At 56.4% G+C, this 25743-nt stretch carries 24 protein-coding genes, 1 tRNA gene and 3 rRNA genes; 20 read left to right on the top strand and 8 right to left on the bottom strand.

Annotated features, from left to right (window positions below; translation table 11 throughout):
• From A4E33_RS11670 to A4E33_RS11690, 5 genes are all read left to right on the top strand, one after another.
• Positions 1-362, top strand: a 16S ribosomal RNA gene (locus A4E33_RS11670); the annotation flags it as partial.
• A 224-nt stretch (positions 363-586) separates the two neighbouring features.
• A 23S ribosomal RNA gene (locus A4E33_RS11675) occupies positions 587-3507 on the top strand.
• An 88-nt stretch (positions 3508-3595) separates the two neighbouring features.
• A tRNA-Cys gene (locus A4E33_RS11680) sits at positions 3596-3667 on the top strand.
• Between the two features lie 121 nt (positions 3668-3788).
• A 5S ribosomal RNA gene (gene rrf, locus A4E33_RS11685) occupies positions 3789-3910 on the top strand.
• A 276-nt stretch (positions 3911-4186) separates the two neighbouring features.
• On the top strand, positions 4187-5005 hold the full coding sequence (locus A4E33_RS11690; RefSeq protein WP_292348354.1) for an SDR family NAD(P)-dependent oxidoreductase: 819 nt from the start codon (positions 4187-4189) through the stop codon (positions 5003-5005).
• A 93-nt stretch (positions 5006-5098) separates the two neighbouring features.
• Here A4E33_RS11690 and A4E33_RS11695 read toward each other — a convergent pair whose 3' ends face one another.
• The 4 genes from A4E33_RS11695 to A4E33_RS11710 all read right to left on the bottom strand — a co-directional run bounded on the left by A4E33_RS11695 (position 5099) and on the right by A4E33_RS11710 (position 9459).
• Positions 5099-6097 carry a hypothetical protein gene (locus A4E33_RS11695; RefSeq protein ID WP_292348356.1) on the bottom strand — a complete coding sequence of 333 codons (999 nt, stop codon included), beginning with the start codon at positions 6095-6097 and terminating at the stop codon, positions 5099-5101.
• Between the two features lie 160 nt (positions 6098-6257).
• Positions 6258-7073, bottom strand: a complete 816-nt coding sequence (locus A4E33_RS11700; RefSeq protein ID WP_292348358.1) for an alpha/beta fold hydrolase — start codon at positions 7071-7073, stop codon at positions 6258-6260.
• A 514-nt stretch (positions 7074-7587) separates the two neighbouring features.
• A complete protein-coding gene (locus A4E33_RS11705) occupies positions 7588-8403 on the bottom strand; it encodes a winged helix-turn-helix domain-containing protein (protein ID WP_292348360.1) in 816 nt (271 codons plus the stop codon).
• Positions 8404-8520: 117 nt separating this feature from the next.
• A complete protein-coding gene (locus A4E33_RS11710; protein ID WP_292348362.1) occupies positions 8521-9459 on the bottom strand; it encodes a UbiA family prenyltransferase in 939 nt (312 codons plus the stop codon).
• Positions 9460-9678: 219 nt separating this feature from the next.
• Between A4E33_RS11710 and A4E33_RS11715 the strand changes: the two genes are divergently transcribed.
• On the top strand, positions 9679-10122 hold the full coding sequence (locus A4E33_RS11715) for a hypothetical protein (RefSeq protein ID WP_292348364.1): 444 nt from the start codon (positions 9679-9681) through the stop codon (positions 10120-10122).
• 124 nt (positions 10123-10246) lie between these two features.
• Here the strand turns inward: A4E33_RS11715 and A4E33_RS11720 are convergent, their stop codons facing one another.
• Positions 10247-11461, bottom strand: coding sequence for a hypothetical protein (locus A4E33_RS11720; protein ID WP_292348366.1), 1215 nt, complete (start codon positions 11459-11461; stop codon positions 10247-10249).
• A gap of 71 nt (positions 11462-11532) precedes the next feature.
• Positions 11533-11664, bottom strand: a complete 132-nt coding sequence (locus A4E33_RS11725) for a hypothetical protein (protein WP_292348368.1) — start codon at positions 11662-11664, stop codon at positions 11533-11535.
• Between the two features lie 121 nt (positions 11665-11785).
• On the opposite strand from A4E33_RS11725, the gene A4E33_RS11730 reads away from it, so the two are divergent.
• The 6 genes from A4E33_RS11730 to A4E33_RS11755 all read left to right on the top strand — a co-directional run bounded on the left by A4E33_RS11730 (position 11786) and on the right by A4E33_RS11755 (position 15872).
• Positions 11786-12481 carry a RibD family protein gene (locus A4E33_RS11730; RefSeq protein ID WP_292348370.1) on the top strand — a complete coding sequence of 232 codons (696 nt, stop codon included), beginning with the start codon at positions 11786-11788 and terminating at the stop codon, positions 12479-12481.
• 34 nt (positions 12482-12515) lie between these two features.
• Positions 12516-13091 (top strand): hypothetical protein, encoded by a 576-nt coding sequence (locus A4E33_RS11735; protein ID WP_292348372.1) that lies wholly within the window; start codon positions 12516-12518, stop codon positions 13089-13091.
• A gap of 39 nt (positions 13092-13130) precedes the next feature.
• Positions 13131-13574, top strand: coding sequence for a zinc ribbon domain-containing protein (locus A4E33_RS11740; protein ID WP_292348373.1), 444 nt, complete (start codon positions 13131-13133; stop codon positions 13572-13574).
• A 361-nt stretch (positions 13575-13935) separates the two neighbouring features.
• Positions 13936-15003 carry a PAS domain-containing protein gene (locus A4E33_RS11745; protein ID WP_292348375.1) on the top strand — a complete coding sequence of 356 codons (1068 nt, stop codon included), beginning with the start codon at positions 13936-13938 and terminating at the stop codon, positions 15001-15003.
• A gap of 120 nt (positions 15004-15123) precedes the next feature.
• Positions 15124-15546 (top strand): hypothetical protein, encoded by a 423-nt coding sequence (locus tag A4E33_RS11750; protein ID WP_292348377.1) that lies wholly within the window; start codon positions 15124-15126, stop codon positions 15544-15546.
• 20 nt (positions 15547-15566) lie between these two features.
• Positions 15567-15872: a putative quinol monooxygenase gene (locus tag A4E33_RS11755; protein WP_292348460.1), complete on the top strand. Its 306-nt coding sequence runs from the start codon at positions 15567-15569 to the stop codon at positions 15870-15872.
• Positions 15873-15900: 28 nt separating this feature from the next.
• Here the strand turns inward: A4E33_RS11755 and A4E33_RS11760 are convergent, their stop codons facing one another.
• Both A4E33_RS11760 and A4E33_RS11765 read right to left on the bottom strand, forming a co-directional pair.
• Entirely contained in the window at positions 15901-16494 is a 594-nt protein-coding gene (locus A4E33_RS11760) for a hypothetical protein (protein WP_292348379.1), read from the bottom strand.
• 189 nt (positions 16495-16683) lie between these two features.
• Complete coding sequence (locus A4E33_RS11765) at positions 16684-17979, bottom strand: MFS transporter (RefSeq protein WP_292348380.1); 1296 nt, start codon at positions 17977-17979, stop codon at positions 16684-16686.
• A gap of 113 nt (positions 17980-18092) precedes the next feature.
• On the opposite strand from A4E33_RS11765, the gene A4E33_RS11770 reads away from it, so the two are divergent.
• From A4E33_RS11770 to A4E33_RS11805, 8 genes are all read left to right on the top strand, one after another.
• Positions 18093-18998, top strand: coding sequence for an alpha/beta hydrolase (locus tag A4E33_RS11770; RefSeq protein WP_292348381.1), 906 nt, complete (start codon positions 18093-18095; stop codon positions 18996-18998).
• A 96-nt stretch (positions 18999-19094) separates the two neighbouring features.
• Positions 19095-19733, top strand: a complete 639-nt coding sequence (locus A4E33_RS11775; RefSeq protein WP_292348382.1) for a hypothetical protein — start codon at positions 19095-19097, stop codon at positions 19731-19733.
• Positions 19734-19866: 133 nt separating this feature from the next.
• A complete protein-coding gene (locus A4E33_RS11780) occupies positions 19867-20691 on the top strand; it encodes a DUF6159 family protein (protein ID WP_292348383.1) in 825 nt (274 codons plus the stop codon).
• Positions 20692-20739: 48 nt separating this feature from the next.
• The gene (locus tag A4E33_RS11785; protein WP_292348384.1) at positions 20740-20943 is read left to right on the top strand and encodes a hypothetical protein; all 204 of its coding nucleotides are present in this window, start codon (positions 20740-20742) and stop codon (positions 20941-20943) included.
• A gap of 89 nt (positions 20944-21032) precedes the next feature.
• On the top strand, positions 21033-21482 hold the full coding sequence (locus A4E33_RS11790) for a hypothetical protein (RefSeq protein ID WP_292348385.1): 450 nt from the start codon (positions 21033-21035) through the stop codon (positions 21480-21482).
• A 107-nt stretch (positions 21483-21589) separates the two neighbouring features.
• Positions 21590-24271 (top strand): hypothetical protein, encoded by a 2682-nt coding sequence (locus A4E33_RS11795; protein ID WP_292348386.1) that lies wholly within the window; start codon positions 21590-21592, stop codon positions 24269-24271.
• 101 nt (positions 24272-24372) lie between these two features.
• A complete protein-coding gene (locus tag A4E33_RS11800; protein ID WP_292348387.1) occupies positions 24373-24732 on the top strand; it encodes a hypothetical protein in 360 nt (119 codons plus the stop codon).
• Between the two features lie 78 nt (positions 24733-24810).
• Positions 24811-25554, top strand: a complete 744-nt coding sequence (locus A4E33_RS11805) for a TylF/MycF/NovP-related O-methyltransferase (protein ID WP_292348389.1) — start codon at positions 24811-24813, stop codon at positions 25552-25554.
• Positions 25555-25743: the final 189 nt, after the last annotated feature.

Here is a 25743-nt window from a genome sequence, read left to right on the forward strand (position 1 = left end):
TAAAGAGGAGGAAGGAATGGGCAACGGTAGGTCAGCATGCCCCGAATTATCTGGGCTACACGCGGGCTACAATGGGTGGGACAATGGGTATCGACACCGAAAGGTGAAGGCAATCTCCTAAACCCATCCTTAGTTCGGATTGTGGGCTGCAACTCGCCCACATGAAGCTGGAATCCGTAGTAATCGTGTCTCAAAATGGCACGGTGAATATGTCCCTGCTCCTTGCACACACCGCCCGTCAAACCACCCGAGTGAGGTCTTGATGAGGCCGTCGTATCCGCGGCGGTCGAATCTAGGTTTTGCAAGGGGGGTTAAGTCGTAACAAGGTAGCCGTAGGGGAATCTGCGGCTGGATCACCTCCTAACGAAATTTTCGGGAAAGCGGTTGCTAAACAAACTGTAAAGTTGCCGGTGTCAACAAGAGAAAGGTTCATCGCCATACGGGGCGATCGACCGGGTTCGAATCCCGGTGGGCCGTTTTAGATGCACCTCGGGATGTGAATCACGAGGGAAGGGCTGAGAGTCAAACCAATGACTTGCAGAGGCCGTGTAAAGGTTTGCACTCAGGACGTTAAATGGGTTTAATGGAGCATTAGTATAATCCTACCATTGGATGGCTCGGTTCAAGTGCCGATGAAGGGCGTGCCAAGCTGCGATAAGCTCCGGGTAGACGCAAGGAATCTTTGATCCGGAGATACCCTAATAGGACATCCTATAACTTCGGTTATGATCCGTGAGGATCGGGAACGCCCCGAATTGAAACATCTCAGTAGGGGCAGGAGAAGAAATCAACCGAGATGTCGTTAGTAACGGCGAGCGAACACGACAGAGCTCAAACTGAATCCCGCAAGGGAGATGTGGTGTCACAGCCCACCGTACGGACCTGGATGTGAAGCGGAAGTTGCCTGGAACGGCACACTACAGAGGGTGATAGTCCCGTACGCACAAGCAGACAGGCCCAGGTGGTGTCTCGAGTAACGCGGGTTGGAATTCTCGCGTGAATTAGGGGGTCATCAACCTCCAAAGCTAAATACACCTTGAAACCGATAGCGTAGTAGTAGCGTGAGCGAAAGCTGAAAAGTAACCCTGAAAAGGTGGTTAAAAGCGCCTGAAATTGGTAGGAGATCGCGAGTTGCGGCCCGAAAGGATCTTGCATGCGAAGGAACCCGTCGCGAGGCGGTAGTACGGGCATGCCTGCCAGGGTCGTAACGTACGTTTTGAAGAACGGGCCAGAGAGTTTATTCTGTTGGCGAAGGTTAACCCACAAGGGAAGCCAAAGGGAAACCAACAAGTCCGTAGCAGCAATGTGTGGGACGGCGTATTAAAAGTGCGCGGAGTCAGCAGGATAAGACCCGAAGCCGGGTGATCTATGCGTGGGCAGGTTGAAGCGTGACGAAAGTTGCGTGGAGGACCGCAAGCCGTATTGATATGCAAATCATTGGTGTGACCTGCGTATAGGAGTGAAAGATTAATCGAACCTGGCATCAGCTGGTTCCTCCCTAAACATGTCGCAGCATGACCTGACCGGAGGTCGTTGGTGAGGTAGAGCACTGATTGGGGGAGCTGGGAGGGAAACTTCTCACCCCCCTGTCAAACTCCAAACTCCCCAACACCCTAGATGGTCGGAAGTCCGCATTGCGGGGTAAGCTTGTAATGCGTAAGGGAAACAACCCAGACCGTGGTTAATGTCCCTCAATGTAGGCTAAGTGTAAACACTGAAATTGGTCCTAGGTCAAAGACAACTGGAAGGTGAGCTCAGAAGCAGCTATCCTTTAAAAAGTGCGTAACAGCTTACCAGTCAAGATTTAGGGCGGTGAAAATGGACGGGGCTAAAGCCTACTACAGAGACCACGGAGCATCGAAAGATGATCTGGTAGGGAGGCGCTCTGCGTGGGTAGAAGCTGGGGCGTAAGTTCCAGTGGACCGCGTAGTGATGAGAATTCTGGCACTAGTAGAAGCATAGTTGGGTGAGAATCCCAACCGCCGCAGGGGCTAGGTTTCCTCGACAATGTTCGTCAGTCGAGGGTTAGTCGGTCCTAAGGTGCGTCGTAACTCGAACGTACCGACAGGGAAACAGGTTAATATTCCTGTACCATGTGGTTTTTAGTCGCAAGACCCTGACACTTTGGGGTATGCCCGGCGGGACCGTCGTCCCGTCCAAGCGTATAACCCCGTGGAGTACCGTAATGGTGAGAAGCGGGTGAAAGCGTGATGGGGTAACCAGGCAAATTCCCGGAGTCCATGAAAAGGGAATCACATGTCCGTACCGAGAACCGACACAGGTGCCCCTCGCTGAAGAGGTGAAGGCGTGTCGGATTTAAATGTAGTTAAGGGAACTCGGCAAATTGGCCCCGTAACTTTGGGATAAGGGGTGCCTGCCTGGAGATCAGGCAGGTCGCAGTGACCGGGGCGCACTAACTGTCTAATAACAACATAGGTGACTGCAACTCCGAAAGGACTAGTATAGTCACTGATTCCTGCCCAGTGCGAGTATCTGAATACCGGGTTCAACCGGACGAAGGACTCGTAAACGGCGGGGGTAACTATGACCCTCTTAAGGTAGCGTAGTACCTTGTCGCTTAATTGGCGACTTGCATGAATGGATTAATGAGTGCGCTACTGTCCCTAACACATATCCGTTGAACTTTTTGTCCTAGTGCAGAGACTAGGGACTCCTGATGGGAAGTGAAGACCCCGTGGAGCTTTACTGCAGCCTGTCGCTGATGTACGATAATTCTTGCGCAGCGTAGATGGGAGGCGTTATATCCGCTGCTTTCGGGCAGCGGGGAGCCACCGATGAGACACCATCCTAGTTTTGTTGTACGTCTAACTCTTACGAGGACACCGGTAGGTAGGCAGTTTGGGTGGGGCGCCACACCCTCGAAAAAATATCAAGGGTGCCCCAAGGTCAACTCATGTGAGTCAGAAACTCACAGAAGAGTGTCAAGAGCATAAGTTGGCCTGACGCGATCATGCAAAGCAAATGATCGCGAGAGGAAACTCGGGTCTAACGAACCAATACAGCCTTTTGGTGAGGCTTATTGACTACAGAAAAGCTACCCCGGGGATAACAGAGTCGTCGCCGGCAAGAGCACATATCGACCCGGCGGCTTGCTACCTCGATGTCGGTTCTTTCCATCCTGGCTGTGCAGCAGCAGCCAAGGGTGAGGTTGTTCGCCTATTAAAGGGGATCGTGAGCTGGGTTTAGACCGTCGTGAGACAGGTCGGTTACTATCTATCAGGAGTGTTAGGAGTCTGAGGGTAAGAATGAAATAGTACGAGAGGAACTTTCATTCGGCGCCTCTAGTCGATCGGTTGTCCGACAGGGCAGTGCCGAGCAGCCACGCGCCAAGGGATAAAAGCTGAAAGCATCTAAGCTTGAAACCCGGCCTAAAAAGAGACTCCGCTGAGGACACGGGTAAAAGACCCGATTGATAGGCTTCGGATGTACGCACGAAGGCAACGACGTGTTCAGTCCGGAAGTACTAACGTCCAAACACTAGTGCTCACCACATTAAACCCAGACGAAATTCTGAGTGCAAACCTTAAATGGAATGATATCCTACATGGTAGGGTATCAGGCCATCACACGACCTGCCAAGGTGGCGGAGCGGCCACGCGGTTGACTGCAGATCAACTACACTCCGGTTCAAATCCGGACCTTGGCTTACGGAGATGTGCGTCAGCACATCGACGTGGAGAAGAATCGCCTGCGATTCTTCGACTTCGTCGGTAAAATGTGTCCGCCCTCCGTTCAGAACTCAAAGCATCTAAAAGCAACATCGTGGTGATTGCGGCCATAGCTGTCGGGAAACACCTGGTCTCATTCCGAACCCAGCAGTTAAGCTGACACACGTAGTATGTTGTACTGAGGTACGCGAGTCCCCGGGAAGCATACCAAGCTGCAATCACCTTCCTTCTTACACGGTCACTGTTCTTATATTGTTACACGTCAGAGCGGACGCTCTGCAACAGTTCTTTCCTGAAAAATTGTCATAGTATCGTTTACACGGATAACGGCAGGTCCATGGCTTGCGTGACAAATCCGGCATGTTCTCTCCTGTCACGACATTACCCGGGTTCTGGCAGCATTCGCTTCAGTTGTTCTTGCCATGAAATGGGAAAAATTCGAATTCCTGCCGGCAGGAACCGAAATTTTCATCACGTCCCACCCTGAAAAAGGCAGCATGGCAGATCCGCTCATCCTTGTCACCGGCTCAACGGACGGTATCGGGAAAGCGACAGCAACTGCGCTTGCTGCCGGAGGGTCCACAATTATTCTCCACGGGAGAGATGAAAAGAAAGGAAACGAGGTTCGGCAGGAGCTGGCAGGGAAAACAGGGTCCGGCCGTCCGGACCTCGTCATAGCCGACTACACGCGGCAGACTGAAATCCGCAGGATGGCAGCCGATATCCGGTCGCGGTACAGCCATCTCGATGTCATCATCAACAATGCCGGAACGTACCAGGGTACCCGTCATGTAACTGAGAATGGCATCGAGATGACCTTTGCCGTGAACTACCTCGGGCCGTTCCTCCTCACCCGCCTGCTGCGCCCGCTGCTCCGGAAAGGATCCCGAATAGTGACTGTTGCGTCGGGCGCCCATTTTGACGTGGACCGGATAGACTGGGAAAACCTGCCCGGCCAGCGGCAGTACGATCCGTGGCGTGCATATGCGCTCTCGAAATTAGCCGATGTGACCTTCACGTACACGCTGGCACGGAACCTGGAAGGAACCGGTATAACGGCTAACTGCCTGCATCCGGGTGTTGTGGATACGAAACTCCTTCGCTCTGCGTTCCCCGGGTATCCTGCCATAACGCCGGAGAAAGCGGCAGAAATACCGGTCTGGCTTGCCCGGTCTCCTGACGTAGCCGGGGTGACCGGCCGGTATTTCGAAAATAAAAAGGAGACAGCGTCGTCGCCCCTCTCCCGCAACCGGAAGGTGCAGGCGCGGCTCTGGACGATGGCTGAAGACCTGACCGGCAATCCCGATTACCAATGAAAAATTTTTTTAGAGGTGAATGATTCCTTCCCTGCCACAGTATCTTTTTACGGATACCGGCAGGGATCCGTGACTGTCGGAAAAAAAAGAAAATTATTGCCGCTTCCAGAGCACGAGCCCTGCCAGCAGCAGGACGCCCGCCCCGATGGGTGCGGCATACTGGAGCGGGGCAGACTGTGCCGGACTCTGGACCGGGCTGGTTGTCGCCGGTGTTGATGGGGTGATCGGGCTTCCTGCATCAGCAACCTGGAACGGAATGACAGTATAGGTTTCTTCGTTCTGAATGTCAGGATCGCTGAATGCGGCAACGAGCGCGTCTGCTGCGTCGCTGCCCTGAAGGCTTCCCGGGCCGCTGATCTTAAAGACGTTTGTTCCGTTGTTCAGTTTCAGGTTGCGGACCCACTCCCCGCTCATATCGATATCGAACCGGTTGTTCTGCATCGAATGCTGCACGAAGAGCCAGTACTGTCCTGCCGGAAGATTGCCTGACACGGCTTCAGTGCCGGTAAAGGTGAATGAAGCATCCGGGTTGACCGGGGTTTTCGCCGCCAGGGCGGTGTTGCCGCCGATAATCCAGACCTGGACTTCCGGCGGGTCGCCTTCTGCAAACCCGGTGACCGCAAATCCCTTCCCTTTCACAACAGTCGCCGGAGAGATGACTGCAGAGATGAACGGTTTTTTCAGGATGATGCTGACGGTCCCGGAGGCTGTTGTATTGCCAAACTGGTTCAACGCAACGGGACTGCTCACGGCATACAGGGTGTATGACCCTGCATCGAAGGGGAGGTTGGCCGTGTAGAAGGGAAATTCCCAGGTTTTGTCCGGTTGTGTTTTCACGACCGTGAAGGTATCCGGGTTCCCGCTGACAACGGCCTGCCGGGGCGAGGTGAGTTTTCCGCCGCCCGCAGCAATGTTGGGGCCGGTAATGAAGAGGTATGTGGTATCCGAATCGGTATTCTGTCCCCTGAAAATTACTTTTTCGCCCAGGTAATAGGACCGGTCTCCGACCGCGGTAACGGTAACTGCCGTGGCTGCGCAGGCGCAGGAAACCAGGAGGCAGAAGCATGCCAGTAGAAGCAGGGTATTTCTCACAGGGTTCACCGGTATGAGTATCTGCACCGCTGGCATATAAGCCCGGAAAATACCCGGAGTTGTGGACTGAACCTGCCGGTTCTGCCCTGAACCAGTGACGGGGGAGGACCTGCGGATTCAGCATCACCGTCTGAACGTGAAAAAACCCGGACGGCTCAAGTTATTCCCGGACTGCCGTCAGGAACGCCAGAACTGCCCCGGCCAATTCTCGCGGGCACTGGTACTGGAGCCCGTGCCCGGCACCCGGGAATTCCACGAGCCGTGAACCGGTGATACGATCTGCAAGGATCCGGGAATTCTGTGGCGGGATAACAACGTCCTCTGCCCCGGTAACGACCAGCACCGGACACCGGATTGCCGGCAACCTGTCGAACGAACCCGGCCACCGGAACAATGCCTCAGCCTGCTGTGCGGCCATGTGCTCAGGTGTCGTCTCGCGGACATCAGGGCAATGCTGCCACGGGTCGTGGGATGCAAGCCAGTTCTTCGGGAAGAGCACGGAGAACATCCGGTCGGCCACGTCAACTCCGGTCCCGCTCTTGTCGGACAGCCGCGCCCAGATCTCCGGCTGCATCATAACCATGTGTTCTCCCCCGCACGTGCCGGAGATAAGGACGAGCCGGTCCACCCGGCCGGGATGGGCGAGGACCAGCTCCTGCGCGATGGAAGCACCCATCGACAACCCGAGGATATGAGCGCGGGAAATCCCAAGAGCGTCCATCAGGGCAAGGGTATCCTGCGCGAACAGGGGCAGGGAGAACGGTATCTCTCCCGCCGACGTATACCCGGTGCCCCGGTTATCGAAGACGATGATGCGGAACCTCTGGGCAAGCGGTTCAAGGAACGGGGGATTCCAGGTATCCATCGTGGAAGCGAACCCGTTGATAAGGATGAGGGGAGGACCGTCGGAACCTGACTGCTGGTACGCGATGGTGATGCCGTTTGCGGTGATGTACCGGACTGCCGGCGGGTTCATATAGGTGTATGACCGTTGGCGCAGGATATCATCTCTTTTTCGTCCGTAACAACTCCGGGAACCGTCTGCCTCAGGGGAATATTCACTGGACAGCCCCGAGGTATCCTGCCGGCAGAGCATCCTGTATTTGCAGAAATACCGGAACAGGCACCTGCGATCAGATCTGTTATCTGGCTGCAGCAGCGCCTGCTGCATTCCTTTCCTTACCCTGAATTCCCCCAGCAAAGGCTGCCGGCTTGGGTATGGTCAGGCAAGCGGGCAGTCGATGCGGTCCTCCGCGCCATGAAACGGTGCTGCACCATGGAAAAGAACCCGGGGACCCTGTGTCGAACGCCCCGGGAATAAGTGTTCCAGGATTCTTCTGGTCTCCGTTCAGGGGGGGATATACATACCGTAAATACCAGAGTCCCCGAAGTTCATCCGACAAAACGGTCTCCGGCATTCTTTGAATCTGCCCGTTCATTGAAGCGGGTGGAGGATTTTCCATTCCCGTGATGCGATGGAAAAGCGGTACTTATTCCAGGTTCATCCGTTTCGCACGACTCTGATAATAACGGAACAGGTTCTCTGCCCAGTCCCGGGCCTGTGGATCATTGCTGTACATATCCGCAGAACTGTCGTACACTGCATTGGCCTTGTTATTGAGCCCGAGAGAGAGGTGTTTGTCAGTCACCGTGATGCCGAGATGGAGCGGTTCATCAACCATCCAGATCTTGAAATTCTGGTACGGTCTGAGCTTCTGTATCCTGGATAAAAACGGCTCCTGCATCAGGCCTTCTGCGACACTGCGGTTCACAATCAGCTCGACCGGAACACCGGCAACGATCCGATCTGCAAGAACATCTGCAACCTGCGGGCTCATGACAGACGAGATTCCATGGATGTACGCTGCCTCTTTCAGAATGGTGACGAAATGAGTATAGACATGGAACATGTTGTCGGTTGTGTCGTACTTCACATCCGAGCTGATGAGGCTGCCGATCTGGAAAAGAAACGGCTGCGGGATACCCTCGATATCGTGGGTTGCCCAGAACTCCCGATGCTGCATAATCTCGCCGATTGTCATGACGAAGTCCCCGATTTTTGTGGCAAGGATCCTGCCAGTCGGCGTGATGGTATATCCATGATCAATCTGTTCGATCAGAAAGAGACGCTCAAGCGAACGAATCTTCGGGATGATTGCCTGTGATGTGCTGCCGGTGATATCTCTGAGTTCCGAGAGGTTTTTCGGTTTATTGGCTACGGAGAGGAGTATCTGTATCTTCAATCGTGACGAATAAATTGACTGGATAAGCTTGAAATTTGCATTATATACTTCCAGCGGCTCCATTGTACTACGATCTGACAATGGCAATATATATGTTGGCCGGATTTTTTTATTCCCGTACTCCGGAAGAATATTGAAAAATATTTGTTTTGCAACTAAATATAAAATAATATTTATTATTTAATACGCAAGGTGAAGGGAGGTGAGACAAACAACGGCCGCTGCAAAAAAAATATACTGGCCGTCGGAAATGCAATCGGCAATAACGTGAATAATCTCCTCCCGGTCAAGGAGGATGACGCAACCGTGCGAATAAAGATTTGCCGCGGCAACGATCAGGGTCGCATGTACCGGAAGTACGAAGAGACTGAATGCGGTAACCGGAATCCCGATGAGAAGCAGTACGCCGGTAAGGATCCGTTTTGTCTGCGCTTTTCCGAAGATAACCGGGATAGTCCTGATATTGGCCCCGGCATCACCGTCACGGTCCCGGATGTCCGGGATGAGCGAGGCCATGAATCCCCACATAAAGAAGAGAAGGAATGTTATCAGGGTTGCCGGGCCCGGTGTCCCGTTCCGGATGAAAACCGGGAACAGGGAAAGAAAGATCCCCCACGCCATGCCGACAATAATGTTTTTTACTACAGGAATTTCCTTGAGGCGCTGGTAACCAAAACCTTTCGGGAGCAGCCGGAAACTGTACAGAGTGCCCAGGATGAAGGGTGCACCGGTAGCAAGAAGGGCGGGTATGCCGGACAACGCTGAGAGGACCAGTGCGAATGCAAGAGCGAGCAGGGCGCCGGAATACAGGTACGGCCCGAATCCCCTGGTGAACGCGAAACGTTTCTCGGAATTGATCGCGTCCTCAGCCTCATCGGTCTTCCGGTTGAGGTTATACACCGAGAAGGCAACGAAGAAGGGGACCGCTGCAAGGATTGGGTCCCATGGCAGCTGCTGGATGATGCAGGATATGTAGGCCATTGCAATACATTCGGATGAAAGCAGAAGTGCGCTGAATATCAGGATCTCGTACAGTCCCTGCATCCTGCGCCAGATCCAGTCCGTGATCCGGAAGAGGCTGAAATGTGAAGGAAAATAGCCAACCGTGAAAGAGTTCATATATAAAAGTCAGGATAGGGAGATAACATTCATTATGTTCATGAAAATTAATCGCAGCGATTAACTTGAAACTACGTGATATATATGGGAATCAGCGGTGCATGTACGGACGGGAGATGAATCTTATCTTTGCCGGAGTAAGGTCAATCCAGAAGGATGGTGAGTCCGGCATAGGGGGAGGACTCCATTCCAGAACATGTGATGTATACCGGCCAGTCAATGGAAAAGGATATCGTGATTGCCATGAATAAAAATCCGGATCTCCAGCAGGTATTCTCCGAGCTTCTTCTCATCGGAAGCGTCTTCGCACCAACGGGACTGGAGGGAGAACAGCAGCATCTCTGTGAAATACTGGAGAAATACGGGTATTCTCTTGTTCGTTCTGAATGTTCTATCCTGGAAAGGAACAAGGTTGGCGATTCAGTCATCACCATTGCACGGTATTCTCTCGAATACCGGGATAAAGCAGATACCTCCGGAGGGATCCAGTACATGGAAGGGGAACTTGCGATGCAGGCAGATAACCGCGGGCGCATGAATATGACCATCTCCACCCGGCCGGGAATTTCCCCGGCGGGTATGCCTGCACGTCATCCCAAGGGGCATATGGTGAGCCGCAGGATACAATCAATCCCGTCATTCCTTTCCTCTCATATCAGCTGAAGAGCATCATTTTTTCCGGGAACCGGTCAGACGCCCTGAACCCCGGTTGTCCCTGATTGCAGGAGAATGCCGCCGTTCCCTTCATGGACTGCTGCGAAACAAAAACCGGTATCCGGATGAAATCTCACTTCTTCGCCGAAGTACGACGCCCTTTCTCTTTGCGTACAGTCTCCTTCTCCTTCACGTCAGGTACAAGAAACGCCCGCCAGAGGAGCAGCCCGATCATCAGGAAGAATACGGTGAAGAAGACCATGCCCCAGCCTGAAACATACCTGTCGTTGACCCAGAACAGGTTATAGCCGAACGGGTATTCGATGTATCCCATGACCTGGATTGCGACGAAGACAAGGATTCCTTTGAGGTCGCCGGCAACGAGCAGGGCGGCAAGCGGCGTGAACCATACAATATACTGGGGCGAACGGTACTGGGAGAACAGGATTATCGCGATGATGACGGCGAGTACCAGTTTGAGCATCAGGACGATGTTTCCCGGCTGGCGGTACATCAGGTACAGTGCGCCTAGAACAATAACCACGGTTAAGAGCCGGAAGAGTATGGCGATGGTATCGAACGGGACGACGATTCCCGCCACCAGGAGATACTGGTGGACGGCATACGGGACCGTGTTGCAGTACACCCGGCCGGCATACCCGAGGAATTTGTCATAACCAGCCAGTATCATGAGGCCAAAGAGAAGCCCCCCTCCGGCGAGAAACGCAAACGCCCGCTGCTTTCCTTCTTCAATAACCGACGTTTTCCGGGCATTATATATCCAGAGGAACGGGAAGACCACGATCGGCCAGATCTTGGTGAAAAGGCCGAGAAGCGATGCAATATACCCGGTTGTCCTGTCATCATACAGGGCTGCGGTGATTGCCAGCATGGCAAGGCACGCCGGGAACGCATCGAACCGGCACAGCGAGTAATATGCAACGGAGAGTGCCGTCGCGTTCAGTACTGCTGCCAGAAATGCTGTTTTCTCCGGGTAGATCTTCAGGCCTGTGAGATAGACGCAGAACGTGGTGATGACAGAACAGCAGATCATCTCCACCCACAGGACCAGGACATACACAAACGGCCCGCCCCCGAAGAGAGAGGCTGCATATGCGATCAGGAGCGGCACAAAAGCGAGCGGCGGGTAGTAGAACTCGACACCACCTGCCCAGGGCATCCGGCCTCCGAGAACGTTCTCCACCGCAGTGTAGTATATCTGGAAATCGAAGAGGTCGGCAAAGGATCCCGTAGCGAGCCGCCCGAAAAGACCGACACAGATAACAGTAATGAGCGGCAGGAGAATCAGGATGTTCCGCCGTGCTGGAGCAACCGCGGGGAGATTCATATCCTATCCTTAAAAAACGAAAAATAAAAAGGCTTTGGAATGTTCCGGGTCATTATCAGGGATCCCGGGGATTAGTGGTATGGCTCCATCGTGACCCAGAGGATCATGAGCCCGATCGCGAAAATGATCGCAAAACCGATACAATATCCGACGTAATACCCAGCCGTCTCGGCAAGATGCTCCAGTGTCTTCGTGAGAGACATGGTCAGGATTCAGTTTTTTTACAGGGGCCTATGAACATTTGCATGCAGCATCGTCCGATCCAGTTTCGCCCCGCAAGCCCCGCCTTTATCTCCCGGTATGCCGACACGGATGAGGATTACCATGCTTCCGGATGTTATCCTCCATACCGCCATGAGCGTCGACGGCAGAATCACGAACTTCCCGGCAGATCTCGGCCTCTATTACGGTCTGGCCGCACAATGGAATCCGGATGCCATCCTCTTTGGCAGCGAAACGGTCCTAGCCGCTGTCCGCGAGAACCCGGCACTCGAGGTGCCCCCGGAGCACGAGGAGTTGTTCACGCCTCCCCCCGGTACAAAAGAGGATCCCCGCCCGCTGCTGGTTATCGCCGACAGCCGGGGCAGGGTCCGCTGCTGGGATGCGATCCGGAAATGGCCGTACATGCGGGATGTCCTTGCATGCTGTTCGGCTGCAACTCCCGCAGACTACCTCGGTTACCTGAAGGAGCGGCGGATAGGAACGATCGTTGCCGGGGATGACCGCATCGATATGAGGGCTGCGCTGGAAGCACTGAACCGGCAGTACGGGGTAAAAGTCCTTCGGGTGGACAGCGGAGGGACGCTCAACAGCGTGCTCCTGCACGCCGGCGTTGTCACCGAGGTGAGCGTGCTGATCCATCCGGTTATCGCCGGCGGGAAAGCCGATCCAACCATGTCCGACCCGCTGAAGGCCGGTATTATGGATCTGCAGGTGCCCCTCCTGCTGCAGAGTGCGGAGGTTGTGGGAGACGGGATTGTGTGGGCGCGATACCGTGTGCAGGGCAGAAAAGAAGCATAACGTTTTTTAAGAGGGCGCTTCCTCATACCAGAATATGAAAATCCTGCCCCCTCTTCTCCTTCTCCTGCTGGTCCTGGCAGTCCTGGCAACCGGCACAATCGAATCCGGCATGCGGCCCCCGTCGGATATGAAAAATGCCGGGATTGTCGACCGGATCATCGCCGAACTGAACTGGGAGATTAACGGGCTGACCCGCCCATTTGCAACGGCCTGCAACAGCCCGGTCTTCTCCGGGTATGAACTCTTGATGTCATCCGGTGAATCGTCAAAGGATCTCGATCACTGCATCCAGTTTGTTGCCGTCCAGGCCGGCGACACGGCGCAATGCGAAGGGATCGAGCGCGGTGCACCGAGAACCAAGTGCTACTGTCTCATCGCCTCGAAAAAGAACGATCCTGCCATCTGCGACCAGGTGCCGGCAACCGATGACATGCAGGCGTACCTGAAGATCGACTGCCTGTGGGAGGTTGCAATTAAAAACAATAATCCCGCTGCCTGCGATGCCATGGGGAACGAGAAGATCAGCAGGATGTTCATTGGCGAGATGAGCCGGCAGACGTGCAGGCAGCGCCTAGCAAGCGGCCAGGGTGTCGGGGAGAGTACACTATGAGCAGCCGCACGATTATTCCGGCAACCGGGGGTGTGGATCATGTTCTGCGGTGAATGCGGGGCCCGGAACCCCGATACCAACCAGTTCTGTAAAAACTGCGGAAAACCCCTCCGTAAATCGCAGGCTGCACAACCGGCTCCTCAGCCGCTCTCCCCGACGGCCACACAGCTGGCAGCACAACCCTCGTACCCGCCGGCTGCCCAACCGGCCCCGACGCCTGTGGGATCCTTCCAGCAGCCAGCTGCCGCAACGGCTCCGGCAGTGGCAGCACCGAAACGCCACTGGAACATCCTGGGAATTATCAGCCTGATCCTTGGGATCGTATCGCTGGTGCTCCTGCCCCTCCTGATGGCCTTCGGTGCTCTCCTGCTCGGTATCGTGGGCACGTTCCTGTTCCGGAAAACTACCGGCAGGATCGGGATCACCGGTATTCTCGGCACGATTCTCGCGCTCATCGCGATCGTCATGACGGTTGTGCTCTGAGATTCCCCATTTTTCCCCGTGCGGTTAGAGAGTTATCCCGGAACTCTTCCCGTAATCTAACGGTAGCATACACTGCCGGTACGAAAAGGGAAAGAAAGGAGGGGGAGTCTCGCTGGTGGTGATAGGTGTAAGAGGTGTGTATCGACCACAGTGTATCCGAGACCGGGCCCCAAGGTGTGGCGGTTGAGGGTAATTCATCCGGGTGTTCGGCTGGTGTGTATTACCCAAGTGCTGTGCACTAGTGCTTACACACTATGCACAAATTATATGGTTGTTGCCAATTAAAAACGTTTACTATCTGTATCCCCTCGGCAACAGGCCGCAGCGGGATCAATGGAAATCGTGTTGTTTTTTACCGATCATGATGAATACTACCAGCAGACGGCGCCCTGGCAATAAGCGGGTCAGACCGGCGGTTAGTACAGGAGGACCGGCAACGGACGAGGAAACGAGGATCAAGGAAGCGCTCCGCGGGCAGCCCCTCGGGATGAACATCAAGGAGATCTCGGCAGCTATCGGCATGAGCCGGAACTCGGCAGCCAAGTATCTTGATGTGCTCACGGCAACCGGCCAGCTGGATGTCCGGCAGATAGGCAATGCCAAGCTCTACTACCTGTCCCGGCGTGTCCCGGTCCACGACATCCTCCATCTCACCCGCGAGATGATCGTGATGCTGAACAGCACCCTGCGGATTGTCCAGGCCAGCGACTCGTTCATCGCGTTCATCGGGGGTACCCGGGAGCAGGTCCAGAACAGCCAGCTCAGCCGGCTTCCGATCCCGATCCTGACCGGCCGGGAGGAAACCGACCTCTTTGCCCTTCTCAAGGGAGGCCCGCCCTGGAAGAAGGAGATCCGGCTGGTGAAGAACGGGAGCCCGGTCTATCTTGATGCACGCTTTGTCCCGTCGGTTTTTGACGGGGGGAGTCCCGGCATTACGGTCATGTTCGAGAACATCACCGCACAACGGCAAGCGGAGGTTGCGCTCATGGAGAATGAGCGTTTCCTCTTCAACGTCCTCCAGATCTCCCCGACACCCCAGTTTTTCATTGACCGGAACCATAAGATCGTCTACTGGAACCGGGCAATGGAGATCATGACAAAACTCCGGGAGGCGGAGATGGTGGGCACAGGCAACCACTGGAAAGCGTTTTATCCTTCGCCGCAGCCCTGCCTTGCAGACATCATCCTCGACGAAGCTGCCGTGCCGGGCGTGGGGCAGCCGGGTTTTGCGGGTGATCAGCCGAATACCGCTGAACAAGCCCGCGAACTGACAGAATTTTTCCCCGCCATCGGTCCCTCCGGGAGGTGGCTGCGATGCACAGCCACGCTCGTGAGAGACTCCAACGGCAACCTTACCGGTGCCATGGAAACGCTTGAGGATGTCACGGCCGTCAAGCAGCGGGAGTTCCGGGTCGAGAACGGGACCTGATCCTGTTCCGGTACAGTTCAGACCAACCCATACCTACAGGTCGCGGCATACCGCCGGAATGACGCGGATTTCCTTTGGATCTCCCAACATTTAATATCCCGACACCCCCACATCACGCATATGCGATTGATCCTGCCTGCGGGCTGTTTCCTGGTCCTGGTTGTGCTGATGTGCGGTTGTATCCAATCCTCGCCGGCCACCCCTGTTATCCCCCAGCAGACCGGAACAGTCACGGTTCTGGAGATCCCGGATACGACAGTCCCCGTGACACCCGCCCGCAGGGTGGTGAATATCAGTGCCGAAAAGATGCCGGAAAGCGTTGTTGTCCATATCGGCGGGGGAAAGGATGCCGGATCCCTTGCCTCGCTCTCGGTCAGGATCACGAACTACGACGGAACCTCCGTCCACCGGACCATCCCCTCCCCGGCTGCCGGCAGGTCATATACCATCCAGTACTTCCGGAATGCCAATGCAGCGAATATCAATATCGTCGGCACGTTCTCCGACGGTTTCCAGCAGACCCTGCTGATGACCTCCCTGTAAGGTGACAATCCGTGACCCTCATGCTGTCCCGTTCAGATTATGTCATAACCTCCCGCTTTGCGATCCGGCCGGATTCTTCAGGCAAAATGCGTGTACTCGTCCATGACCTGACAACGACCTCCCGGGCAGAGAAGGGATGCATCCTGTACCACTTCTCGGAATCCGTGGAGAAACCGGGTATCTTTTTCCTGTACATGATCTGGAGGGACGAAGCAGCGTATCAGAGATATGCGGCATCACCCTTCGTACGGGCATTCACCAGCACGCTTGCCCAGGGAATGCTTGCCGAACCGACGGTCACGGAGATCTGGCATTCTCTTGGGTAACCTGAAAAAGAAAAAGAAAAAGGACGGATTATCCGTACGCGTTCAGGACCATGTTCATGGCCCCCTGGTCGGTGTTGACCTCGGTCTTGACCAGGAACTTGCCCTTTGCAATCCACGATGTTGATTTCATCCCGTCTTTCGTGGTCACCGTGCACCTGGTTGCAGAGAACGTGCCTGCGGGGACGGTGACGGACTCCTCGAGCAGTGCGCAGTCGATCTTGGCATCGGATTTTACCTGGTTGGGATCTGCAGATGCGGTGCTGCTGCCAGTACCGGAGCAGTCCATCTCCTGCATGCTCGCGGGCATCTGGGATGCACCGGCGCCTTCGAAGCGCATCGAGCACTTGCCGGTCTGCTTGTTATACTTGTAGTAAATGGTCATTGACTGGTCCCCGGAACCGGTGGACATTTTATACTCGACCCAGTTATAGTTCAGGTTGCCGAACAGGTCGGCGCCGCTGGGAGCGGATGCCTGGCTTCCGGATGAGCCGGATGCCGGCGCAGCCGTGGATTGTGCGCCACCTGTTGAAGGGGCTGCCGGACTGCTTCCGGTACATCCTGAAAGTGCAACGGCAGTCACAACGAGCACGACTGCTACAAGACTGATGTGTGAAAATCTCATATCCTTCCCTCTGGTAACAGATACACGTCCCGGTCAGTCACCCCATGGGATACTGTCGGGCACTGGCTGATTATATCTCTTGAACACTATTAAAAAATACCGAAATCGCAAGAGATTCCTGCCCTGAAAAATTACTGCCGGAAAAGGAACGTTCTCCCTCCCCGGGGCCTGGAAATGTTCCGGTTACGCTCAGCCTGGCCGGTGATCAGGCTGTTTGAGCAGTGCTGCAAGGATGCCGCACAGTACAAGGCCTGCGCCCAGCACGACAAACCCTGCGGCGAGACCTCCGGTGAACCTGACAAGGATGCCAACCAGCGTGGGCCCGATGAACCCCCCGATATTGCCGACCGAGTTGATGAGCGCAATCGCGACAGCAGCGGCGGCCCCGGTGAAAAAGACGGGAGGCCATGTCCAGAAGGGCCCGAAACTGCTGTAGATCCCCGCCGTTGCAATGACCAGCAGGATAAAGACGATGACCGGATCGCCGGTCATGCCGGCGGCTGCGAGCGCGAGGCCGGCAGTTGCCGGCGGGATGGCAAGGTGCCAGCGCCGTTCGCCCGTGCGGTCGGACCGGGCGCTCCACCCAAGCATGCACGCAAGCGCCACGATGAACGGGACCATCATGGCGATGCCGATCTCCGTATTGGAGAACGCCGGGTTCAGGGAGCGGATGATCTGGGGCATCCAGAACCCGGTCCCGTACAGCCCTATCGTGAGGCCGCAGTAGATGCCGCCGAGATGCCAGACATTCCGGTCCAGTACTGCCTTCAGGATACCGGCGTGTGCGCCGTTCTTCTCCCGACGATCCCGCTCGGCAGCAAGTTCCCCGGCCAGCCACCGCCGCTCCTCCGGTTCGAGCCACCGGGCGTCCTCCGGCCTGTCCGTGAGGTAAAAGAACGTAATGATCCCAAGGATGATCGCCGGAATTCCCTCGATGATGAAGAGCCAGCGCCAGCCGGCAATGCCTGCCCAGGTGACATTGTCGATGATCCACGTCGAGACCGGGGCCCCGGTGATGTTCGAGATCGTAAGGGCTGCCATGAACAGGGCAATGGTACGGGCAAGCTCCTTCTCGCGGAACCAGTACGTGATATACAGGATGATGCCCGGGAAGAACCCGGCCTCAGCAACCCCGAGGATGAACCGGAGCGCGGCGAGCTGGAGAGCATCGGTTGCAGCAGCCGTGACAATAACGACAATCCCCCAGCAGACCATGATCCGTGCAATCCATATGCGTGCGCCGACTTTCTGAAGGATCATGTTGCTCGGGATCTCAAAGAGAAGGTATCCGATAAAGAAGATTCCCGAGAGGAACCCGAACATCTCCGCCGGGATCGAGAGTGCGGCGTTCATTTCGAGCGCAGCATACCCGAAATTCACCCGGTCGAGGAACGCGACACCATAGAGGACAAAGAGGAACGGGAGGAGGCGCCGGCTGACTTTTCTCATGGTCAGGTCGCCGGTGTTCTCCAATGCGGCAGTCATTGCAGGAAGCGTCTGCTGCTCCTGCCTTTATGCGTGTCGACCGGTCTTTTGCAGAAAAGGCCAACCCTTCGTATCCTCACCATTTATTATCCAAGCTCACCCAACCCAACATAATGATCCGTGAATCCCCGGAAGACTTCCTCGCCACCCTGAAGTCCCATGTGCCGGACCCGAAGCAGCCCCTGGCCGCCATCCGGCAGGACCTGTCCGCATTCTATGCCGGGATGCAGGAGCAGACCGTCATGGGTTCCGATCACCATATCGAGGGGGTTTCGATCGCAAACGGGCTCAGGGGTATCTGGGTCTCCCTGCCGGAGAGCCTGACCGAGCGGGTCGTCCTGTTCTTCCACGGGGGATGTTTCACAACCGGATCTACGGACAGCCACCTCGGGCTCTGCATCCGGCTTGCCCGCGCCTCCCGTGCCCGTGTCTTCTCGGTCGACTACCGGCTCGCTCCCGAACATACATTCCCGGTGGCGGTCGAGGACGCGGTGTCCGCGTACCGCTTCCTCCTTTCGAGGGGGTACGGCCCGCACCATATCGTCCCGGTTGGCATATCCGCAGGAGGCAACCTCGTTCTCTCCCTCCTCATCTCGGCCCGCGACTACGGCATCCCCCTGCCTCTTGCCGCGGTCTGCATGTCTCCCGTGACCGACATGCTCTTTCCCGGGGAGTCGATGGAGAAGAACCGGGGCCGGGACTGGCTGACACCCGAACAGCTCCACGCAATCCGCACGGTCTACCTGGCCGGCCGCGATGTCAGGGACCCGCTGGCCTCGCCGGTCCATGCCCGGCTCGCGGGCCTTCCCCGACTCTACGTGCAGGCAGGCACCCACGAACTTCTGGTATCTGATATCGGTGCGTTCGTGGACAAGGCCCGCTGGGCAGGGGTGCCGGTCCAGGCCGAGATCTGGGAAGGGATGTACCACGCATGGCAGCTCTTTGCCGAGCAGGTGCCGGAAGGACAGGAGGCAATCGTGCAGGCCGGCGCGTTCATCGAGAGCGTCCTCAGCCGGTAATCCGGTATCTCATACTCTTCGCAACAGGCGACGGAAAACTCTTTTGTCCAACGATATATCTATCCGTTCACCGGTTCACATGGTTCCTGTGATACCATGTTCTGCAGGTACATTACCAGCCTTGCCGCACTCGCAATCCTCGTCCTTTTCGTTTCGCCGGGCGCTGCATCTCTCGTGCTCTCGAATGTCGCATTCACCCCCGATGCCCCCCTTGTGCCCGGGGGACTGCAGAAGGTTGTTGCAACCTATGCAGTCATCCCTTCCGGGTCAACGACATTCGCGCGGGGCCACTCGCTCCAGATGCAGACGAACCTGAGCAATGCAATGTGGAATATCCAGGTAACCCTGGATGGCAGGGACGCGGCCCGCCAGACCGCGACCGGATCCGCCGCATTTGTCAACGGGGAGATCCTCTCGTATCCCACGACACGCGATGTCGGGCTTGTCGTGACCGTAGAAGGGACCGTCCCTTCGGGTACTTCGGGATCAGTCAACGTCCTGACAGTAAAGGAACTGGACAACGGAGGGAATACAGTTCCCGGCAGTGACCTTGCAATCAGCCAGCCCGCCGCCGGCAGTGTGACTGCTGTTGCAACAACAGCACTTCCGGCCCTGACGCCCCCTGTTGCGACCACGGCCGCCCCTGAAAGAGCCCCGGGTTTTTCCGCGCCCATTGCGTTCCTGGCCCTCATCGCGGGGGTGCTGGTTCTGCGGAGTGGAACGCGGAACCAGTAAAAATCTCCGGCTGCCTGCCCCCTTACAATCTCCCCCTTCTCTCATCTCCGTATCTTCCGGTCGTTTCACCCGTTCGTTGCGAATCCGCGTGGTTTCAGAACATTCATCTCGGATCATTGTCAACGTGATGAGCATGTTCGAAAGTATTGGCAGGAGCATCGAGCTTTTCAGGACAAGCTGGGGCATTCTCATGCAGGACAAGAAACTGCTGGTATTCCCCCTGCTTTCCGGTATCATCTCGATCATCGTACTTGCAACCTTCATCATCCCGCTGATCATCGGGGGCATCTTCGGGGACATCGTCTTCTATGCTGCCCTGTTCGCGTTTTACCTCGTGAGCTATTTTGTCGTCATCTTCTTCAACACGGCGCTTGTCAGCTGCGTGAATGCCCGGTTGCATGGCAGCGAGATGTCCGTGGGCGAAGGCCTGAAAAATGCCCTGAACCACTTCACCTCCATCCTCGGTTGGGCGCTCGTATCGGCAACCGTCGGCATCCTTCTCCAGCTCCTGAGGGAAAAGGGTGGAGCCATCGGGAAGATCGCAGCATCCCTTGTCGGCGGAGCCTGGGGGCTCGTCACGTTCTTTGTCGTCCCGGTCCTGGTCCTCGAGGACAAGGGCGTCTTTGACGCGATCAGGGAATCAACAACCCTCATCAAAAAGACGTGGGGCGAGACCATCATCGGATCCGGGTCCATCATGCTCGTCTTCGTCATTATCGGCATTATCGGTCTTGTCGCCACCCTGGCAACGCTGCTTTTGGGAAACCTCACGATCTTTGGCATCGCGCTTGTGCTTTTCATCGGGCTTGTCATCGTCCTGTCCGTTGTGGCCTCTGCCATGCAGGGGATCTTTGTCACTGCGCTGTATACCTATGCAAAGACCGGAACTGTGCCATCTGCGTTCCGCCAGGACCTGATCCAGAACGCGTTTGTACCAACGAAGCAGCCCGGCCTCTGATCCCGCAACCCCACTCATTTTTTATTCCGGGACCATCGAGTACCTCTCATGAGCGCGACAGAGGATACCATGAACGGCAGGGGCGGGAAAAAGTGGTGGTACGGCATTGCCGTCATGGCCATGTTCTCGCTCTTTTTTATGGGGATGGACTATTACCAGAACCATACGATCACATGGTCGATCTGGGTAGTTGCCGCATTCCTCTTCTTCGGTGTCGGGTTTACCCTCCTGAATAAATTCGGCAGGGAGTGATCACCACCTGATCCTTTTTTCATCCATTATTCCCCGGTCCACAGTCCCCTATCCATAGATTTACGAAAGACGGGAACCAACCAGTGTGCATGAAGCGGAAGAAGGCATGGTCGGCGCTCCCCGGGACCGCACCGGCAGAGAAACTCCAGGTGCTGGGCGTGGAGCCGCATGCCATGGTGGACATTCGCCGGCTTGACGAGATCTCCCGCAGGTACGGCGTCACGGTCTACCTGTTCTTTGAAGAAGATCTTGCCCGGAACCGGTCCCTTGAGTCGGTCATCGGTGAATATGGCAGCGTTCCGATCTTTGAGCGGCCGTATATCAGTGTCCCGGATTTCCTCCGGTTCACCCGGGAGAACGATCCGTCTTTCGAACAGACCCTGCAGGATTTCCCCCTGATGGTCGAGATTGTCTCCAGCGGGATAACGCTGTCAGGGCCTGACGGCGATGACATGCCGGTCGTTACCGGGCTGATGCCGTTCCTTGACGAACTGGACGTTGATGCACCCCCGCCGGAGCCCGGGGCGTTCCTTCCCTGAATACGGTGCACCACCTCCGGAACGGATAAATACTTTTATTATAGCTCTTGCAGAATGGCATGTAACCGGCAAATTCCCGGACGTGGTATATCATGTCAGAAAACCAGATGAGTGGACACTGTCGGTGGATCTCGCTGGCAGCCCTCTCCATGATAATCTTCTGCTGTGCCGCTGCCTCTGCAGCCACGGCATCCGCTGCCACTACAGCAGATTGTCCGTCAGGATGCAGCTGCCTGCAGCCGTCTGCAGCACAGGAGAAAGGATACGCAGCCTGCGGCGGGCAGCTCTCCGCCTGCGGGTATGACATCTTCCAGAAGACGATGTATTGCTATAAGACTCCCCAGCTCGTTCTCGTCCCCCGGACCCTCCAGACCCTGGTCGTTGCAACGACAACACCGCCGGGAACGTGCCCCGCGGGCTGCTCCTGCATGATGGAGGCCGAGGCAAAGGAGAAATTCGGCACCTATTCCCGGTGTTCGGAGACCCCCTGCTATACCGTGAACACGGGATCGACAAGCCTGAAAGCCTACTGTTTCCGGCAGGGAACGCCCCCGACAACGACAACTCCGGCACCCGCGTGTCCCGCGGGATGCACCTGCCTAAGTGATACGCAGGCAAAGGAGCGGTACGGGACCTATACCCGATGCACGGAGAACGTCTGCGGGTACGATAGCCCGGCAAACATGGTCGCGGCATACCAGATCCCCAGGTACTGCGTAAAGCAGGGATCAACGACGCCGGTCTGTCCCGATGGCTGTTATTGTGTCAGCGAGGCTGTTGCAAAAGACCGGTACGGGACGTATACCCGGTGCTCCAATGATGTCTGCGGCTACGAGCAGAACCAGGCTCCGAAATACTGTATAAAGCCGGGAGGAACAACCCCGGTCTGCCCCGAGGGCTGTTACTGCGTAAGCGAAGCGGTTGCAAAGGACCGGTACGGGACATACACCCGGTGTTCGGACACGGTCTGCGGGTATGAACAGGACCAGACCCGGAAATTCTGTATAAAGCCGGGAGGAACGACCCCGGTCTGCCCGGAGGGCTGCAGCTGCATCAGCGAAGCTACCGCCAAGGCAAAGGGCGGCAGCTGGACCCGGTGCACCAGCGATGTCTGCGGGTACGAGCAGAGCACGGCAACGCTTGCAGCGGTAGTTCAGGTGCCGAAATACTGCATGAAACAGCAGGAAACGGCGCCGGTCTGTCCGGAAGGCTGCGCCTGCCTGACCGATGGGCAGGCAAAAGAGCGGTACGGTACATTCACCCGGTGTTCCGCGGATGTCTGTGGGTACGAGATGAGTGCGCCCACCAATGCCCTCGCATCGGGCCAGATCCCGAAGTACTGCGTGAAACAGGGAACGACCCCAGCCTGCCCGGACGGCTGCGCCTGTATCTCCGACGAGGACGCGAAGCTCAAAGGCCTTACGGAACGCTGTGACACCGGCCAGAACCCGTGCGGGTATACGCTCGATTCCTCATCGGCAACCACAGCGGCACGGCGAATCCCGCTGTATTGTTACAAGATCCCCACGACAACGACCCCCTCCTGCCCTGAGGGCTGCACCTGCCTGAGCGAGGCAAAGGCCAAGGAGCGCTACGGGACGTTCACCCGGTGTTCGGAAGAGGTCTGCGGGAAGGAGGTTGTTCCCGCAGCGAACGGTATTGCTGCATACTCGGTGCCGCAATACTGCGTGAAGCAGGGGACCACCCCGGTCTGCCCCGAAGGCTGTGCCTGCATATCAGATGAGGACGCGAAGCTGAAGGGCCTCACGGACCGGTGCGACACCGGCCAGAGCCCGTGCGGGTACAGGACCTCTGCAACGACTGCAAACCAGCGCATCCCGCTCTACTGCTACAAGATCCCCACGACCACGCCGGTCTGCCCGCAGGGATGTGGCTGCATGACGAACGCGACAGGTGCAGAGAAAGGGCTCTCGTACTGCGGCGGTAAACTGATCTCCTGCGGCTACGATCAGAACAAACAGCCGCAGTATTGTTTCGGGGAAGTTACCACCCCTTCCTGTACGTACGATTACCAGAAGAACGCCTGCACCGGTACCTGCAGCCAGGGATACACATGCAGCCTGGCAGCATCCAGGAAGGATGAGACCGGCAAGGTAGTGTATGCCGCCTGCCGGTGCACGGGACAGCAGGCAACACCCTGCGGATATGACAGCCAGAAAGGAGAATGCACCGGCGTCTGCCAGATTGGTAAAACCTGTGTGATCACCGGCAAGGAGACTGATAAACAGACCGGGAAAGAAACCCCCGTCTGCGGGTGTCCGTGGAATACCTGTACGTACGATTTTGACAAAAACGTATGCACAGGTTCCTGTCCTGTCTCCGGGGAGAACTGCCAGCTGAACACCATCTACCGGGATCCTGCCAGCGGCAAGGTTACTTTTGCCGACTGTACCTGCAAAGGTGGAGCAATAACCGAAACCTGTGCCTGCGATGCGACGTCCGGCTCGTGCACGGGGAACTGTGCGGACGGCCGGGCCTGCACGATGGTGGAAAGGACAACCGACAATGCCGGTAAGATCGTCTGTTCGAAATGCGAGTGCCGGGATTCCTGCGTCCTGACATCGAACAACGAGTGTGCCGGCACCTGTGCGACCGGTGAGCCCTGCACGCGGATCGTCTACAGGGACGACAGCGGCAACGAGAAGGTTGGCTGTGGCTGCGGCGGTATCTCGCAGGCCGGCGGGACACCAGCCGGGACGGTTGTCCGCCAGCAGGGATTCTTCGAAGGTATCGGGGAATTCTTCCGCAGGCTCTTTGGCGGGAAATAATCCTCCGGGTGCGATATAACCGCAACCTCTTTTTTCATCATCGTCCCGATCTTATCAGGACATCCTGTTCCCTGCAGGACACGTATCTGTCTCCACCGATCATGGCAAAGCGCAGCAGGACCTATATCTGGCAGTTCACCATCGGCCTCGGTTTCCTCTCGGGGCTCTGGACGGCCATCGGTATAGATCCCGAAGAGGTGCTCATCAATCTCGTCGGAACGACCGCTACGGGTATTTTCCCCGATCCCCTGCTCCGGCAGTTGTTTATCGTCCTGCCGCTCATCCTGCTCGCCATCTCGATCCGGGGCGCTTATAAGAAAGGGAAGGTCCCGGGGCTGGCATCGGTGCTCATCGCGTACGTGGCAGGGCTGTCGATCCTTGTCGCGCTCTGGACCTCCCTGCTCCTCCTCCTTGCAGCCATCGCGATCGGGTACCTTGCCACCGGCCGGAGACTGTTCTGATCCCTGCAGGTGTGCAGACCGATCCTGCGGACCGTCGCCCGGTATTTATAAATTACAGGACTGCATATTATTTAGGACATGAATCTCTCACCGAAGAAGAACCTGATCTACCTTTTCGATTCGGTTGTCCCGAGCCGGTACGTCCACAAGTGCCGCAGGTTCTTTTTCTTTGATCCTTTTTACGGCAACGACCTCGCGCACCGGGGCAGGCTCTCCCATTACGGGAGCGACGAGCGCAAGGCGTTTGCCCGAGAATTAAAGAAGATCCGGTCAGAGACCGAGCTCCTGATCGAGGACATCGAGGCCTACCACATCTATATGGCCGTCAAGCGCACGCAGAAAGTGCCGGGCGACATCGCTGAGGTCGGGGTCTACATGGGCGGGTCGGCCAAGATCATCTGTTCGGTCAAGGGGGACAGGCACCTCCACCTCTTCGACACTTTCGAGGGCCTCCCGCAGGTCGACGACATTGATGCGGTCTGGCCGTTCTACGAGGGTAAGTTCGCTGCATCGTACGACAAGGTCCGGGATTATCTCAGGCACCAGGAAAACGTCACCTTCTACAAGGGCATCTTCCCGGACACGTCCGGTCCTGTCGAAGACAAGAAATTCTCCATGGTCAACCTCGACGTTGACTGCTACGAGAGCACGAAGAAGTGCCTCGAGTTCTTCTACTCCCGCATGAGCAAAGGTGGCATCATCCTCTCTCATGACTATACAACAACGCCCGGCGTACGGAAGGCGTTCGACGACTTCTTCGAAGACAAGGACGAACCGGTGCTGGAAACCGCGGGATCGCAGTGCCTGGTCGTGAAAGTATAATTGAACGGGAATATCCCGTACCAGTTCTTTTTTCGTGAATACAGAATTATGAGGGGGGGCGCTCCTGTGGCGGCGTTCAGTTCTGGTTTTCCTGAACAGGAGATTACTCCGCCGTGCCCCGCGGGGGGCCCTGACGGGGGGAGTCCCTGAGAATATCCTGAGTGTATGGAATTTTCATCGTCCGGGTGT

It is taken from the genome of Methanoregula sp. PtaB.Bin085, from assembly GCF_002067035.1.
Taxonomy (GTDB): Archaea; Halobacteriota; Methanomicrobia; order Methanomicrobiales; family Methanospirillaceae; genus Methanoregula.

What these genes read in the sequence shown, in the direction of transcription:
- A4E33_RS11780 (WP_292348383.1), top strand. Translation starts at nt 19,867, where the DNA reads ATGTTCGAAAGTATTGGCAGGAGCATCGAGCTTTTCAGGACAAGCTGG.
- A4E33_RS11785 (WP_292348384.1), top strand. Translation starts at nt 20,740, where the DNA reads ATGAGCGCGACAGAGGATACCATGAACGGCAGGGGCGGGAAAAAGTGG.
- A4E33_RS11720 (WP_292348366.1), bottom strand. Translation starts at nt 11,461, where the DNA reads ATGAATCTCCCCGCGGTTGCTCCAGCACGGCGGAACATCCTGATTCTC.
- A4E33_RS11795 (WP_292348386.1), top strand. Translation starts at nt 21,590, where the DNA reads ATGAGTGGACACTGTCGGTGGATCTCGCTGGCAGCCCTCTCCATGATA.
- A4E33_RS11775 (WP_292348382.1), top strand. Translation starts at nt 19,095, where the DNA reads ATGTTCTGCAGGTACATTACCAGCCTTGCCGCACTCGCAATCCTCGTC.
- A4E33_RS11750 (WP_292348377.1), top strand. Translation starts at nt 15,124, where the DNA reads ATGCGATTGATCCTGCCTGCGGGCTGTTTCCTGGTCCTGGTTGTGCTG.
- A4E33_RS11800 (WP_292348387.1), top strand. Translation starts at nt 24,373, where the DNA reads ATGGCAAAGCGCAGCAGGACCTATATCTGGCAGTTCACCATCGGCCTC.
- A4E33_RS11730 (WP_292348370.1), top strand. Translation starts at nt 11,786, where the DNA reads ATGCTTCCGGATGTTATCCTCCATACCGCCATGAGCGTCGACGGCAGA.
- A4E33_RS11770 (WP_292348381.1), top strand. Translation starts at nt 18,093, where the DNA reads ATGATCCGTGAATCCCCGGAAGACTTCCTCGCCACCCTGAAGTCCCAT.
- A4E33_RS11805 (WP_292348389.1), top strand. Translation starts at nt 24,811, where the DNA reads ATGAATCTCTCACCGAAGAAGAACCTGATCTACCTTTTCGATTCGGTT.
- A4E33_RS11735 (WP_292348372.1), top strand. Translation starts at nt 12,516, where the DNA reads ATGAAAATCCTGCCCCCTCTTCTCCTTCTCCTGCTGGTCCTGGCAGTC.
- A4E33_RS11690 (WP_292348354.1), top strand. Translation starts at nt 4,187, where the DNA reads ATGGCAGATCCGCTCATCCTTGTCACCGGCTCAACGGACGGTATCGGG.
- A4E33_RS11765 (WP_292348380.1), bottom strand. Translation starts at nt 17,979, where the DNA reads ATGACTGCCGCATTGGAGAACACCGGCGACCTGACCATGAGAAAAGTC.
- A4E33_RS11705 (WP_292348360.1), bottom strand. Translation starts at nt 8,403, where the DNA reads ATGGAGCCGCTGGAAGTATATAATGCAAATTTCAAGCTTATCCAGTCA.
- A4E33_RS11790 (WP_292348385.1), top strand. Translation starts at nt 21,033, where the DNA reads ATGAAGCGGAAGAAGGCATGGTCGGCGCTCCCCGGGACCGCACCGGCA.
- A4E33_RS11755 (WP_292348460.1), top strand. Translation starts at nt 15,567, where the DNA reads ATGCTGTCCCGTTCAGATTATGTCATAACCTCCCGCTTTGCGATCCGG.
- A4E33_RS11740 (WP_292348373.1), top strand. Translation starts at nt 13,131, where the DNA reads ATGTTCTGCGGTGAATGCGGGGCCCGGAACCCCGATACCAACCAGTTC.
- A4E33_RS11725 (WP_292348368.1), bottom strand. Translation starts at nt 11,664, where the DNA reads ATGTCTCTCACGAAGACACTGGAGCATCTTGCCGAGACGGCTGGGTAT.
- A4E33_RS11710 (WP_292348362.1), bottom strand. Translation starts at nt 9,459, where the DNA reads ATGAACTCTTTCACGGTTGGCTATTTTCCTTCACATTTCAGCCTCTTC.
- A4E33_RS11745 (WP_292348375.1), top strand. Translation starts at nt 13,936, where the DNA reads ATGATGAATACTACCAGCAGACGGCGCCCTGGCAATAAGCGGGTCAGA.
- A4E33_RS11700 (WP_292348358.1), bottom strand. Translation starts at nt 7,073, where the DNA reads ATGAACCCGCCGGCAGTCCGGTACATCACCGCAAACGGCATCACCATC.
- A4E33_RS11715 (WP_292348364.1), top strand. Translation starts at nt 9,679, where the DNA reads ATGGAAAAGGATATCGTGATTGCCATGAATAAAAATCCGGATCTCCAG.
- A4E33_RS11760 (WP_292348379.1), bottom strand. Translation starts at nt 16,494, where the DNA reads ATGAGATTTTCACACATCAGTCTTGTAGCAGTCGTGCTCGTTGTGACT.